Raw genomic sequence first — 14,268 nt, forward strand, 5'->3', positions numbered from 1 at the left:
CCGCACCGCACTATTAAAGAAGAAGACAACACTCCCGCGACCTGACGCGAACGCTTTGCGACGGAGCTATCTGATGAAGCCACCTGCGAAAGAGGACATCGGGCAACGCGCGCTGCTCGGCATCCTTGCGCGTGCGACTCAGCCGCGCAATTCGGCAAGCGGACCCGTGCGGCGGAAGAAGCCAAGGTATCGGCTTAGAAAGGACCGCGTGCGCAACGACGACGCGCCTGCTATCAACGCCGATGCCCGCGTGACATGCATTTCCATCGTCGAACGAACGTCTTCGCAAACCGTGACCGTCTGCTGGAGCGACGCCAGAATGGGGCACTTTGCAGAGCAGGTATGGCGTTTAGGACGCGCATGCGCCGACTCGTTCTGCGTGTTGACAGGTAAGCAGATCGCGTACGGCGACAAGATCTTCAGGCCTCGGGTATGGAGGGGCGTTGCACCGGACGAGGATTGCATGATTCTCGCTTGTGCCGTCGATGAGATGTTCGACGATTCGGTGAAGCTGGCGGACGAGTGCATGACCGCTTCGGAGAATGTAGCCGATGCGACTCCGTAACTCCGATGGCGAAATCAATTGCGCCCACCGTAGTCATCCGTTCCGATAGCCGCATATGCGCGACCTCCGTATATCTTTCGCGCGTCGCATAGTCGATCGGAGCCTCGCATGTTGACGCAAGTGAACGGCATTGCCTTCGGTGTGCTCGTCGTTCTCGCCGACTTCGTGGCATGGCGCATTCTCGGGCCGGGCGCATCGCCGTGGCGCAAAGCGTGGCGTGTGCTGCTCTTCGTGGCATTGAGCTACATACTCTTCGCCAATAAGCTCAGTCCGCTCGCGACGACCGCATCGACCAACGAGGCGCAGCGCTTCGTCGCGCAGGCGCTCGGCATCGTCTGGTGGCTACAGTGCGCGCAGTTCGTCATTCTCGTTCTCGATACGCTGATCCTGCCGCAGTCGTGGCACACGCAACGCCTCTTTCACGATGTCGCCGCCGCGCTGATCTTTCTCGCGGCCGGCGTCGCCGCGTTCGGCTATGTGCTCGGACTGCCGGTGAGCGGGCTCGTTGCCACATCGGGGGCGATCGCGGTCGTCTTCGGACTCGCGATACAGAATACGCTCAACGATATGTTTTCCGGTCTGGTCTTGAATGCGACGGAACCGTTCAAGCTCGACGATTGGGTCGGTATCGGCGATGTCGAGGGCCGCGTGGTCGAGAGCAACTGGCGCGCGACGAAGCTCATCAACGGCCAGGGTAATCTCGTGGTCGTGCCGAACAGCGTCGCCGCCAAGGCGACTATCGTCAATCTGAACGAGCCGCCGAGTACTCACGGCGTGACCTTGTCGCTCGAGATCGATCCTCAGATACGCCCCGCGGCTGTGCTGAATGCGCTTCAGCTTGCCGCGTCGAGCAGTGCGGACGTGCTCGACAATCCGGCGCCGCTCGCGATCGTAAAGGCTGTGCGAGCGAACTCGATCGATTACGAACTGCTGTGCTATGTCGGCGCGCTCGCGAAGAAGGTGCCGGCGAGAAACGCGCTCTACGACCTCGCGCACCGGCACTTGAGCGCTTCGGGCGTGACGCTGAGACCTCTCGCAGTGCCCGTGTCGTCGCTCGCGCCTGGGCAGCATCGCAGACGTGCGCTGCGTGCCGTGGACATCTTCAGTCACTTGGACGACGCGGACCTCGATATCCTCGAAGCCGCGATGGAATGGCATCAGTACGAGGCGGGCGAAGAGATTTACGCCTCCGGTTCCGAGGGGCGCGTTCTGACGATCATCGATTCAGGCGTTGCCTCAGTCACGTTGCCCGGCGATTCCGGCGAAGTGGAAGTGAGGCGCATGGTGCCGGGGGACACCATAGGGCAGTCCGCCGTGTTGTCGGGCGCTACGATGCATGCGACGGTGCGGGCGCGCACGCGCGTGACTGTGTACCGACTGACGAGTGATTCGCTCACGCCGATCGTCACGAAGCGGCCTGACGTTGGCCGTCAGATGTGCCGTGTGCTTTCTGAACATCGTGAGACGGAGGAGAAGGTCATGTCCCCAAAGGAGAAAAGCGGCGAGAACACGGCGGGGTTCTTTTCATGGCTCGAGGATGGCATGCGGCGTCTGCATCAGATCGTGGCGGGTTAGTTACGGGCACTGAGCCATTGATTCACTGACAGATCCTTCCTCATCGATTCCTCGAGAGATTTTGTTCTCAGCGTTCTGCCCTCCGAATTCAGATGCAGATCTGTGTTGAAGAAAAACTTGCGATCGAACATGACCTGATTCCGGTCATCGAGCACGGTGCCGAGCGGTGCGATCGCCGCCGCGAATTGCCGTGACGCTTCCTCTACCCGATCCGCGCGCGTGACGCCTGTCGCCACATACGGAACATTGGCGAAATAGACGGTCACGCCTTTGCGGTGCATGTCCCGCACGAATTGCTGAAGAGTCTGGAAACTGCCGGGGCATACCTCGGTTTTCTGTTCGGGCGAGGCCGCATGACCGGTGAAGTGCGAGCCGTCTATCTGCTGCATGTTGCCCAGGTTATCGAGGTGATAGGCCGAGTAAGCGAATGCGGTCGGACGCGGCGAATGAGTGAATTCGCTCAGGATATTCTTGTCGCGGAACGTCTTCAGGCGATCTTCGATCGAGCGCGGAAACCACGTCTCGCGAATGCGGGCGAACGCCAGCTCGAAGAGCAGTCCAGGACCGCTCAATGATATGGCTTCGAGCCGTTCGAACATCGACCATGACTGCCACCGCCGATGGTCCCACGCGATAGCATTGCGCGCCCGCCAGGTGATGCTCGTGTTGTCTCGTGTTTCACAATAGTATTCCTGCTCCAACGGCAAGATGACCATGTCGTTGCGTTCCGCGGCCGTTGCAACTTCGCCGAGAATTTCGTCCAGCGCAAGGCCAGCGTGCAGACCGTAATTGATGACTGGAATGCCGAGGTCTTGGCTGAGTCGGTCGGTGTCCACGCTAAAAAGCACATTCGATCCGGCCGCTATGATCAGCTTGCGCTGCCCCTGATAGCGAAGCGCGATACTCCGCTTGACCACGGTCATTTCGCGGACCCAGTACTCGGCGGAGATCGGCGCAGGCGCGAGCAATAACGACATGGAAAAATACGCGAGGGCTATCGTCAGCAGCGATATCGCGAATACTTTCAGGTAGCTCATGGTCAGAACTCGAAATACAGGAATTCGGACGGACCGTTGGATCTGATCGCCAGAACCACGAAAAATAAAAGCAGCGCCGAAGTAACCGCCATCAATGCACTTGGATTAACAAAAGAAAGCAGGCTCTTTGCCTTGATGACGATGGCCGGCCAATGCATCTCCGGATGTTCCACGGACATATGTTGTTCCAGCAGACGTTGAAGGTTGGGGCATGCCCAGACGAGAATCGCGCCGATAAACAGAGCGACGAACGCGATCTTCGGCAGCGTCACCGAAGTTATGAACGGAAGCGACACGCCGTGCAATCCGGCCATGCCGGCAAGCACGTTCCATGCGGTATCGAATTTATCGGCTCGAAAGAAGACCCATCCCACTACGACAGCGATAAAGGTGAGCGCCACGCTCGCCAGTCGCCACGGCACGCTCGCGTGAGCGATTCCAAAGCGTGAAGCAAGAGCTCGCCAGCCGTGATTGATGATCAGATACACGCCATGCAGCCCGCCCCACACGACGAACGTCCAGCCCGCGCCATGCCACAGACCGCCGAGCAGCATCGTTATCATGAGATTGGCGTGCCGGCGCATTGGCCCGCCATGACGGCTTCCACCCATCGGTATGTAAAGGTAGTCTCGCAGAAAGGCTGAGAGCGTCATGTGCCAACGTCGCCAGAAGTCGATGATGCTCGCGGACTGATAAGGCGAATCGAAGTTGATCGGCAGCTTGACGTTGAACAGCAGCGAGATGCCCACGGCCATATCGCAATAGCCGGAGAAATCGAAATAGAGTTGAAGCGTGTATGCGAACGCCGCGATCCACGCCTCGAAGAATGTCAGCGGGACGCCTGCGCTGGCCGCATTGAAGAGGGGCGTCGCGGCCAGCGCGAGGTTATCGGCGATCAGCACTTTCTTTGCAAGGCCCAGCACGAATACCGTCAGCCCGGCCGCAATGTTATGCGGATTGATCCTGAACGTATCGGGATTGGCGAACTGGGGCATCATTTGCTTGTGATGCAGAACGGGTCCAGCGATCAGATGCGGAAAGTAAGTGACGAACAATAAGTAGTTGGCGAAGCTGTACTCGCGCGCAATACCACGATAAACGTCCACGAGAAAGGCGATCTGCGTGAAGGTAAAAAACGAAATGCCCAAAGGCAGAAGCACGGCCAGCACGTCGAGGTGCCAGCCCAGGAAGTGATTCGTGGAATCGATAAAGAAATTCGCATATTTGTAGTAGCCAAGCACCGCGAGGTTGGTGGCGATGGCGGCAGCCGTCACCCATTTGGCGCGTTCAGGCCGCGACCGCCTGCTCTCCGTGCCGATTCACCACGCGGCGCCGTAGTTGAACGTGATGGACGCCAGCAGGAGCACCACGAAGCGCGGATTCCAGACCGCGTAGAAGCACAGCGACGCCAGCCCGAGCCATACAGCGGCCCAGCGATGACTGTAGCGACTGAGCAAAAACGTACCAGCGAAGACGATCGGAAGAAAAAGGAAGAGAAACGAATCGGAATTGAACAGCATGCTCGGCTTCCTCGACGTCTGACCGGTTACGCCGCCAAGCGAATCGCGACCCGTCTCTGCCGCGCTTGGTCTGCTCGATTCTAGTTTTCCAGCAATTTGTTTCCGATTCGATGTCTGAAGACACCATTGCTTTGGCTGAAGAAAGGGGCGTCATCGCCGTTCTTCCGGGATAACCTGCCATAGCGGTTCGGGCGACACGGCGATCGCTCCCGAAAACGGCCGGTCGTGTGGAAGGATCAGCAACACGGTCGTGGCGAGGCTTGCACACAACAGCGCAATCGCGACGGCGGACGTCAGGCGGTTTTCGCAGTGAATTCGCCGCTCGGATCTTCTTCCGGTACGCCGGGGCCGTGAATCACGCCATCCAGACCGATGAAAGCAGATGCGACGAGGTTGCGCATGAATGCTCTCCTCATTCACGGACCCGATCGTCCATATAGACGACAAACGACTCGCAGGAAAGCGAAAAGCGGCGAGCGCTTTATCGCTCGAATGGAATTATTGGTGCGTGTGAATGTGAATAGGCGCGGGGAAACGCGTGCGCGACGAGTTAGTCGCCTAGCTGCATCGACACCATCGCAATCAGTGCCCCAATCCACTCGCCGCGATCTGCTGCTCGACGTATTGCGCGAAGAGGGCGTGCATGCGCGTCGTCGGATGGAGATCGTCGGCGAACATGTAGGTCTGATCGGCGTTCGACGAGACGTAGGTCGCCGGCGAGCAAAGCAGCGACGTGTCGCGCGGTGTCTTCGACGGATCGCAGGCCTGGCCCGTGTTCGACACGGTGAATCCATTGGCCTGATAGTTCGCGATGGTCTGCGTCGTCCATGCGTAAGAGTCGATCACGATGACCTTGCCTTGCACACCGTTGGATTGCAGGGCGGAATTCAGCGTCGCATTGAAAAGCTGCGAGAGCTGCGTGAGGTTGCCGCCGCCATCCGTCGACTTGATGCCATCGGGCGACAGTCCGATATTCGGCACGTTGACCACCACGACATGCGTGGCCCCGCTCTGCACGATCTTCGCGACGAGTTGCGCGAGCGTGGTCGCCGCGGTCTGCACGGTCGTGTTCGCGGCGGGCGGACTGCCCGCGCGCAGCACGTCGTTCGCGCCGGCCCAGACGAGCACGAGCTGGTTCGAATTGAAACTGCCGTGGGCGGATAGATAGCTCGAGATCTGTTGATTGACCGGCATCTCGACATCGCCGATCACGTCGGTCAGGAATTGATTCTGATCGGCTGGCGTGGCGACCGTCGATCCGCCTTGCGCATAGCCCAATCCGCTTTGCGGCTTCAGCTCGTGGCCGAGGTCGATCGTGAACGCCGCGGTGAGCGTGTCGCCGTAATACTGCGCGACGTCCTGCGCCCAGACTTGTCCAGGATTCGTCGTGAAACGCCCGCCCTTGACCGCACTCGCGATCGGCTCGTACGTCCCCACGTCCGACAGGCTGTCTCCGAACGCGACGACCTGCAGCTTGACGCCGCCCGCGGGTGCAGATGAACTGCTCCCGCCCGAGTCGCTTCCACCGCCGCATGCGGTAAGCACTGCAATCAGCACGGCAGAAATTGCGTGGCGAATGCCGGGTGTGATTCGGATATGACGCATCGCTCCTCCGTGCCATCCTTGACCGGGGCAGGTTTGCCCTCGCTGTGAGCGCGCGTGAAACTGCGGCCTCGATCATCGGTAAGCAAGAAAGATGCGCTTCGCGTACTTCCTGTAGCGAATCGGCTACCATTGGCCGACGGCTCGTTCGAATCCCGGTTGCGAGGACGCCAAGGTGGACGACTATATCGATCTTGCTGACGACCCTTCCGCGCTGGCGCATCTTCTGCGACGACTGCGCCTCGCCGATGCCGCCGCCGCTGCGACCGCAACGCTCACGCCGCTGACAGGCGGCGTTTCCTCGAACATCTTCCGCCTCGAGATCGGCGACAAGACCTACTGTCTGAAGCAGGCGCTGCCGAAGCTCAAGGTCGCGAAAGACTGGATCGTGCCGGTCGAGCGCGTCTATGCGGAAATCGGCTGGCTTCAGACGGCTGGCCGGATCGTGCCGGGGCATGTACCAGAAGTGCTCGGCGTCGATCGCGTAACCAAGAGCTTCGTCATGGCGTTCCTCCCGCCGGCATTCGCGAACTGGAAACGCGTGTTGATGGACGGCCGCGTCGACCCGGCGATAGCGGCGCAACTGGGCGACATAATGGGCCGCATCCACGCGGCGACGGCAGGGAACGCGGATATCGCGGCCCGATTCGCGAATGACGATACCTTTCACGCGATCCGTCTCGAACCTTATCTGGAAGAAGCGGCCCGACAGCATCCGCAAGTGGCGGCGGCGCTACGCTCGCTGACCGAGCGCACGGCGAGCACGCGAGAAGCGCTCGTTCATGGCGATGTCAGCCCGAAGAACATCCTCTTGGGACCGGCCGGGCCGGTGATGCTCGATGCCGAATGCGCGTGGTACGGCGATCCCGCCTTCGACGTGGCCTTCTGCCTCAATCACTTTCTGCTCAAGGCGGCGCGTTCGCCGGATGCGCTTCCTGCGCTGATGCTGTCGTTTGCGAAGCTCGTCGAAGGTTATGTGCCGCATATCGCGTGGACAAGACACGACGTGCTGCTGCAGCGCGTTGCATCGCTGCTTGCTGCGCTGTTGCTTGCGCGCGTGGACGGCAAATCGCCCGTGGAGTATCTCGACGAAGATCGCCGCGCCCGCGTGCGCGCCGCCGCGATCGAACTGATCGAGCGGCCCGAGAGCACGCTCTCCGACATCACAACGTTCTGGCAAAGGGAGTTCTCCGAATGAGTCGTATCGATGAAGTGCGGGCGCGGCGTATCTGGGATTCGCGCGGACGGCCGACCGTCGAGGTGGACATCGTCACTGAAACCGGCGCGCGCGGACGCGGCATCGCTCCGGCCGGTGCGTCACGCGGCTCGCGCGAAGCGGTCGAACTCCGCGATGGCGGCACGGCGTTCGATGGCAAGGACGTCAAGGCGGCCATCGCCGGCATAGCGCGCGAGATCGCGCCCGCGTTGCGAGGACACGAGGTCGCGGAACAGGCGGCGATCGACGCGATGCTCATCGCGCTCGACGGCACGCCGGACAAGTCGCGGCTCGGCGGCAACGCGCTGATCGCGACATCGCTTGCCGCATTGCACGCTGCCGCGAACGAACGCGGTGTGCCGCTCTGGCGTCATGTCGCGGGCGAGAACGAAGTGACGTTACCGCTTCCGCAGATCCAGATTTTCGGCGGCGGCGCGCATGCGGATCGGCGCGTCGATGTGCAGGATTTCATGGTGATCGCCATGTCGGCCACGAGTTTCGCGCAGGCGCTCGAAATGACCGCCGAAGTCTATCTCCAGGCAGGAAAGCTCATGCGCAAACGCGGCGCCGCGCAGGGCGTGGCGGACGAAGGCGGATGGTGGCCCGCTTTCGCCAGCAACGAGGAGGCGATGGACGTGCTGGTGGCATCGATCGAAGCGGCGGGTTTCGTTCCGGGTACCGACGTGGGCATCGCGCTGGATATCGCCGCATCGGAATTCGGCAGAGGCGGTTGGTACACGCTCGGGCTGGACGACGTCCGGCTCGACACCGACGCGATGATCGAAAAATTGTCGAGGTGGATCGAGCGATATCCGATTGTCTCGATCGAAGACCCGCTGGCCGAAGATGATGAAGCGGGGATGATCGCGTTCACGCGCGCGGTTGGAAGCAAGGTGCAGATCGTGGGCGATGACTTTCTCGTTACGCGCGCTGCGCTCATCGATGAAGCCGCCAGGAAAGGGGCTTGCAATGCGGCGCTCATCAAGCTCAATCAGGCTGGCACCGTGACCGAAACGCTCGCGGCGCTTCAGGCGTCCAGGAGGAACGGCTATGCGTCGATTGTGTCGGCGAGATCGGGGGAAACCGAGGATGTGACGATCGTCCATCTCGCGACGGGGTGGAACGCTGGGCAGTTGAAGGTCGGTTCGTTCTCGCGATCGGAGCGGATGGCGAAGTGGAATGAGGGGGTGCGGATTGAGGAGGGCGGAGGTCCGGCAATGGCGTTTGCGACGGCGGCGGGGTTGCTTCGAGGTTGAAGGCTTGCTCGTATTGAAGCGTCCTGCACTCGGAATAGTCCGAAAAGATAGGTATTCCATTTATATCTAACCGTTTGAATCCTATGTAATCCTTCGTAAAACCTCGTACTGCGAGTCATAGGTGCCTCCCTGAAGGCAGTTTTTGGGTAATAATTGCCTGCGCCCATTCGTATTGCAGAAGACACGCAATCGGAAACGGAGTGCGCCGGGGTTCGAAACAGATCGCTCCAGCGTGTCCGTCAGTCGGATGGCGCCACTTCAGGGAGCTTCTTTCGCATGTCGACGGTCATACCCAGCCAGGCCTACAGCCTGACTCTCAAGCCGCAACCGGGCCCGATCTCGGTCCTTCGATTCAATGGCCGCGCAGACATTAGCGCGCTATATGAATATCGCATCGAATTCACGAGTGCTCTCCCCGATATTCCGATGGATCAGGTCGTAGGCAGGCCGGCGACATTCGCCGTTGAACCCGTTGATCCCGCTCAAGGTTATTTGGAACAGATGTTCGGGTCGCGCTGGAAAGACTTCAGCAAGATGCGGTTGAAGTACTCGATTCACGGGATCATCCAGCGCTTCGAGAACCTCGGGTCGTCGGCCGATGAGACGCACTATCGCGTCACGCTTGTTCCGAAAATTGCGGACCTCGCCAGAGTGAGGAAGAGCAGGTTATTTCAAAAGCAATCCGTTGTCGAAATCATCACGGATACGTTGCGCCACTACGGTTATCGCTTGGGCGTCGATTTCGATTTCAAGAGTCTGCGGGGGAAATATAAGCGGTTCGAATACGTTACTCAATTTCACGAGACCACATTTGCCTTTATCCAGCGGCTCTGCGCCGAAGCGGGTCTCTGGTTTCGTTTCGAACAGAAGCACGATCGCACCGTCGTCATATTCGGCGATGATCTGGATGCGTACGCCCGCAAGCAACGAATCTTGCCGCTGCGGTCACATTCCGGTTTAGAGAGCGCTGGTGCTGAGTCGATTCGGTCGTTGAGGACCATCACACAGCGTGTGCCCGAAGCGATTCAACTGAACGACTACAACCATCGTCAGGCGGACGTGTCGCTGTTGGTCGAGCAGAACGCCGCGCCCGGCGATAAAACCACGGATGGCGTCGATAACCACTGGGGCGACCATTACGAGACGCTGGAAGAGGGCCGGGAGATCGCGCGCCGGCGTCACGAAGAGCATCTGGCCACGCAGATCAGCTATCGGGGCCGGGGCAATCCTTTCTCGCTCGAAGTGGGCGAGGTGATGGGTCTCGACGTGAACCCCAAGGATGCGCCGCACGGATTGTTCGTTACGTCGATCCGGTGTGGCGGTGGACGCGGCACATCGTATTGGACCGCGTTCCGTGCGATTCCGGCGGATCGCCGGTGGCGCACGAGCATCGATTCGATCAAGCAACCGAAGATCGAAGGCATTCTTCCGGCACGGGTGGATTCTCCCGGCAATTACCAATATAGCTATTTGACGGAGAAAGGGCTGTATGTCGTCAAGATGCCGTTCGATCTGGACGAGTGGAGCCCAGGTGGAAGGAGCCGTGCGATCCGGATGGCCAAGCCGTATGCGGGTGCCAATTATGGGCATCACTTTCCGTTGATTGACGGGACGGAGGTTGCGCTCATTTTCACGGCGCAAGATCCGAATAGGCCGGTGATTATCGGTGCACTGCATGACAGCTTGAATCCGGACCTCGTCAATAATCTAAACAACACGCGTAACCTCATCCGGACCGCCGCGCAAAACGAATTGCGCATGGAGGACAAAGAGGGGATCGAGCATATTCACTTGACGACGCCCTATCAGACCAGCGAGTTGAATCTCGGGCATATGGTCGATGGTGATCGCAAGGAAAGAGGTAGGGGCGCGGAGTTGCGCTCGGATGAGCGCGTGGCAGTTCGAGGTGGGAAGGGCGTGTTCAACCGTATCGAGAACGGCACGCCGGGCGATATATTGGAGAAATGCTCCGCATGGAGTAAGCAAGGTGCGACCAGTACGCAGCAACAACGCCAGAATCTATTCGACAGTCAAACCGAACTCGGTTTTAGTCAGCAATTTCACGTTGATGACGCGCTGCTAAATTTTTCGAAGAAGGGTGAGCCAGTGAGGTACCGCATCCTCGACGAGACCGGCGTCTTGATCGGAGGCGGAGTCCTTGCCGAAAGCGGAAAGACATTGCGGGCCTTTACGGAAACGTCACAGCCGATCACCGCAGTCCTTGATCTTTACGAAGGAAAATGGAGTGCAACCAGCTATAAGGAGTTGTTCGAGTTTTCGAGTGATTCGCTAGAAGGACAACACTTGGGACTATTTGACTACGCGGACCATACAGCTCCGCATGACCAATACGATATCAACGATAAGGATCGGGACGACGATCGCCTCGCCTAAGAACAGTACCGATTATAGACATTCAAGAAGCGAGGAAATTCGATGACACAATTTCGATGGTTCTGCGTAACTCTGTTCCTGTGCACTAGTTCAATTGCGTTCGGTGCGCGGGCAGAGGACATCGCTCTGGCGCCGCCCGACGGATTTGTTGCGTCTTCAATCGACCGGGTCGGCAGCGCTCAGTATTGCGTGACAGGAGAGATCATTGACGACGTGCACTCAACTAAGACCGCCTGGGTAGCACTATTAGATTTCTCGAGCAAACGTCTTGTCTGGAAGGCTGAGCTTCCTTTCGCGCCGCCGTACGCCGGAAATTACGCTCTGCATTGCACATCTGGTCCCGATGCGTTTTATGTGCTGACAGCGGAGCAGACACACACTGAAGAAAGCCTCGCGCAGACAAAGCTGATGCTGAACAAGCTTAGCAGGGACGGCAGATTATTAGTAAGTAAGCCAATCGAGGCTGGCTTCGACGAATGTCAGTACGGATGGTTCAACCATGAGTGCCGTCTCGACACATTGAGACATGTCAGGTGTTTTATGTGTTCTTCATTCTCAAAAAAATGCTAAAAAAGATCATTCCATTGGCTGTCGCAATGACAGTAGTCGTTGTTTTGGGCTCAATCACGAGTGCGTCGGCATCGACGACGCTTAAGACGTCTCGAGCGAAGGATGCATCAACCGTCAAGTCATACGAGGGAACCATCGTCTTGCAAGGTGACGGACGAAACGCGTTCGGGAAGCGCGCGATTACTTATCGTATTGCGCTGCGTTCGTCGACGTGTCGTTCGATATTGGAAGGTTCGGCTGTTCTATTCGCTGCGAAGGACGAAATGGGAGACGATTCCGCTTTCTTGCGTAATGGCGACGTGGTGAAGACGAACATCTTCAAAGGTACAGGTACTGGACCTGTCCAAAGCACCCGGACATCAATCCCAATTTCATCATCGATGGCGATGAACAGACGTTGGACGAAGGCGTGCCCATCGCCCGTCACGGCTATCGCGCAATGTGCGGATGTCATTTGATTTCCAGCCTCCTTTGAGCGTTGCGCATGCCTGTCGTATTGCCTGCGGCCGAATCGCCGGAGTTTCGCCCGCGACCGGCCAATCCGTTTGTCTGGCTTGGCCTGCTGCTCGTCATCATGGTAGCGGGTGTTGTCATCACGCTCGTGACATGGCCGAAGGGCGAGCCGACCGGCACGCTCGAATTCTGGGTTTCGCTGCTTGCCCGGCCCGCGCTCGTGTGGGGCATCGCGCTGGGGCTGCGTCTGGTCTATTTCGATCAGGAAAGCGAGCGCCTCGACGCGGTGAATGAGGTTCTGCGCGGGGAGCGGAATAAAGCGCTGCAGTATGCGAGCGAACCGTTAGCCGCCATCGCTTGCGCCTATCTCACCGGCGCAGGCGATTCCGGATTAGTCGCCAATATCTTGCAAGGCGCGAGCGTGCTGGAAGCGCGCACGTCACTCGACGGACGAGAGGGAATTCGCCACTCGGCGCTCGATCTGGTGAGCGACGAAGAGAATCCATGCCGCTATCGGGTTTGTTTCGGACGGTTGATAGCATCCATGGAGAGGACGGTGCGCGGCTTGCCGCTGGACGTTCCCTTTGGCGTGCGCTTGCAACTGCCGGCAGACGTCGACAGGGAAACATTGCGCCAGACCTGGCAGACATGCTGGGACGAGAAATCGATGCGCCGCTGCGAGGCGAAACTCGTGCCAAACGAGCAGGGCATCATGGCGCTCGACGAATGGCTCGATCACTGCGGCGGTCCCGTGTTGGAGAAGGTACTTCTCTTCGTCGCCGTCCAGTTGCACGATGTGCCTCCCAAGAATAGCGCGGAAGCGGCGAGCGCCGTGCTCGTCGGCTGGCCTCAGCTGCTTTCTCGGCGAGAGATCGCTTATCTCGGAGTGCTGCATCGTCCGGTGCAAGGGCAACGCGACGACCTCAAATCCTGTGTGTCGACAGCGCTTCAGTGGGGCCGAACCACGGCTGCGGAAGTCGGCGATCTGTGGCAGGCCGGCCTTGAGAAGGACGACAAAGGCGCGGTGAATCAAACGATGTCGGACCTTAAGGCCGGCGTGTCCAGCGGAAGTGATTTAGGCGGAGTCCACGACATCGATCTGGCGCTGGGTCAACCCGGCTATGCGTCGGGGTGGCTTGCGCTTGCGTTGAGCCTTGAGCATGCCACGAAAACAGAGAAACCACAGTTGGCGGCATGGAGAGAAGGCGCCTTGCACTTCGCTGTCGTGCAGCCCACCGTTAGGCCCCATCAATCAGAAGTGAAAGAAGTGAACGCATGAAGTTTTTTCGCAAGCCCTCGGGCTATTGGGTTTTCGTCGTTGCATTGACGATCGGCATTGCCTTGTATGTCTGGTTTCATGGCGAGGGCATTGATCCCTCGCCTCTCAAACGTGTTGGATTTGTCGTTGTCATCGGCATGTTCGCGCTCACGGCGCGCGCCCGCGTAACCGGACTGTGGCATACCGTCGTGCGTAAGACTCCGCGCGACAATGCCGGGCAATATGAACGAGACGCGTCTGCGCGCGCGGCTACGACTGATAGCGACGCCAGCGAAGTCGTCGCACGCCGGCGCGACTATCTCGAGTCGACGCTACGCCATCGTTACGGATGGCGCTGGCGATCTCTGACGCGATGGATAGCGGTGGTCGGTGACGAGGCGTGCGTCAAATCCGTGGTGCCGGGACTCGTCGATGCGGGCTATGTAATCGCCGGCGATACCGTGCTCATCCACGCGAAGCAAAACCGTGAGACCCTCGATGAGGGTTGGTTGACCCAGATTCGGCAACTGCGTCGTCGGCGTCCGATCGATGCGGTCGCCGCCCTGACGCATACCTCGGCCGGCACTGCGCAAGGGGAGGCGTTGGTGCAAACGCTGGCCCGTCATGCACGCGCGCTGCAGTGGTCGGCTCCGGCCTATGTGATCGAAGTCACGAACTCCCACGTCGAGGCGTTTCGCGACGACGATATCGTAGGCAGGACTTGGACGCGCATGTTTCAATCGGGCGAACTGGCACACTCGCTGCCTAGCCTCGCCGGGCGTCTGGCCGATGCCGGTGTAGCACGGCTGGCACACAATCCTG

General features: G+C 59.3%; 10 protein-coding genes and 1 pseudogene. 7 read left to right on the forward strand and 4 right to left on the reverse strand.

What is annotated here, in order from left to right; translation table 11 throughout:
- Positions 1-208 precede the first annotated feature (208 nt).
- The gene (locus tag NCS28_RS25230) at positions 209-565 is read left to right on the forward strand and encodes a DUF3331 domain-containing protein (RefSeq protein WP_250516505.1); all 357 of its coding nucleotides are present in this window, start codon (positions 209-211) and stop codon (positions 563-565) included.
- A 108-nt stretch (positions 566-673) separates the two neighbouring features.
- Entirely contained in the window at positions 674-2,140 is a 1,467-nt protein-coding gene (locus NCS28_RS25235) for a mechanosensitive ion channel family protein (RefSeq protein ID WP_250516506.1), read from the forward strand.
- On the opposite strand, the gene NCS28_RS25240 is transcribed toward NCS28_RS25235, so the two are convergent.
- The 4 genes from NCS28_RS25240 to NCS28_RS25255 form a co-directional block, all read right to left on the reverse strand.
- Positions 2,137-3,177 carry a hypothetical protein gene (locus NCS28_RS25240; protein WP_250516507.1) on the reverse strand — a complete coding sequence of 347 codons (1,041 nt, stop codon included), beginning with the start codon at positions 3,175-3,177 and terminating at the stop codon, positions 2,137-2,139. The two genes, NCS28_RS25235 and NCS28_RS25240, sit on opposite strands and share 4 nt — an antisense overlap.
- Positions 3,178-3,179: 2 nt before the next feature.
- Positions 3,180-4,451, reverse strand: a complete 1,272-nt coding sequence (locus NCS28_RS25245; RefSeq protein ID WP_250516508.1) for an MBOAT family O-acyltransferase — start codon at positions 4,449-4,451, stop codon at positions 3,180-3,182.
- 45 nt (positions 4,452-4,496) lie between these two features.
- A complete protein-coding gene (locus NCS28_RS33405) occupies positions 4,497-4,697 on the reverse strand; it encodes a hypothetical protein (RefSeq protein WP_250516509.1) in 201 nt (66 codons plus the stop codon).
- A 582-nt stretch (positions 4,698-5,279) separates the two neighbouring features.
- Complete coding sequence (locus NCS28_RS25255; protein ID WP_250516510.1) at positions 5,280-6,302, reverse strand: SGNH/GDSL hydrolase family protein; 1,023 nt, start codon at positions 6,300-6,302, stop codon at positions 5,280-5,282.
- 172 nt (positions 6,303-6,474) lie between these two features.
- Between NCS28_RS25255 and NCS28_RS25260 the strand changes: the two genes are divergently transcribed.
- The 5 genes and pseudogenes from NCS28_RS25260 (at position 6,475) to NCS28_RS25280 (ending at position 13,467) form a co-directional block, all read left to right on the forward strand.
- Positions 6,475-7,497 carry a phosphotransferase gene (locus tag NCS28_RS25260; protein ID WP_250516511.1) on the forward strand — a complete coding sequence of 341 codons (1,023 nt, stop codon included), beginning with the start codon at positions 6,475-6,477 and terminating at the stop codon, positions 7,495-7,497.
- Complete coding sequence (eno, locus tag NCS28_RS25265) at positions 7,494-8,771, forward strand: phosphopyruvate hydratase (RefSeq protein WP_250516512.1); 1,278 nt, start codon at positions 7,494-7,496, stop codon at positions 8,769-8,771. Before NCS28_RS25260 ends, eno begins: the two co-directional genes overlap by 4 nt.
- A gap of 276 nt (positions 8,772-9,047) precedes the next feature.
- On the forward strand, positions 9,048-11,165 hold the full coding sequence (locus NCS28_RS25270; RefSeq protein WP_250516513.1) for a type VI secretion system Vgr family protein: 2,118 nt from the start codon (positions 9,048-9,050) through the stop codon (positions 11,163-11,165).
- 907 nt (positions 11,166-12,072) lie between these two features.
- Positions 12,073-12,210 (forward strand): annotated as a pseudogene (locus NCS28_RS25275) (PAAR domain-containing protein); the annotation flags it as partial.
- 9 nt (positions 12,211-12,219) lie between these two features.
- Positions 12,220-13,467, forward strand: a complete 1,248-nt coding sequence (locus tag NCS28_RS25280) for a KPHS_23130 family T6SS system protein (protein ID WP_250516514.1) — start codon at positions 12,220-12,222, stop codon at positions 13,465-13,467.
- Positions 13,468-14,268 lie beyond the last annotated feature (801 nt).

Origin of the sequence: Caballeronia sp. INDeC2, assembly GCF_023631325.1 — a bacterium.
Classification (GTDB): domain Bacteria; phylum Pseudomonadota; class Gammaproteobacteria; order Burkholderiales; family Burkholderiaceae; genus Caballeronia.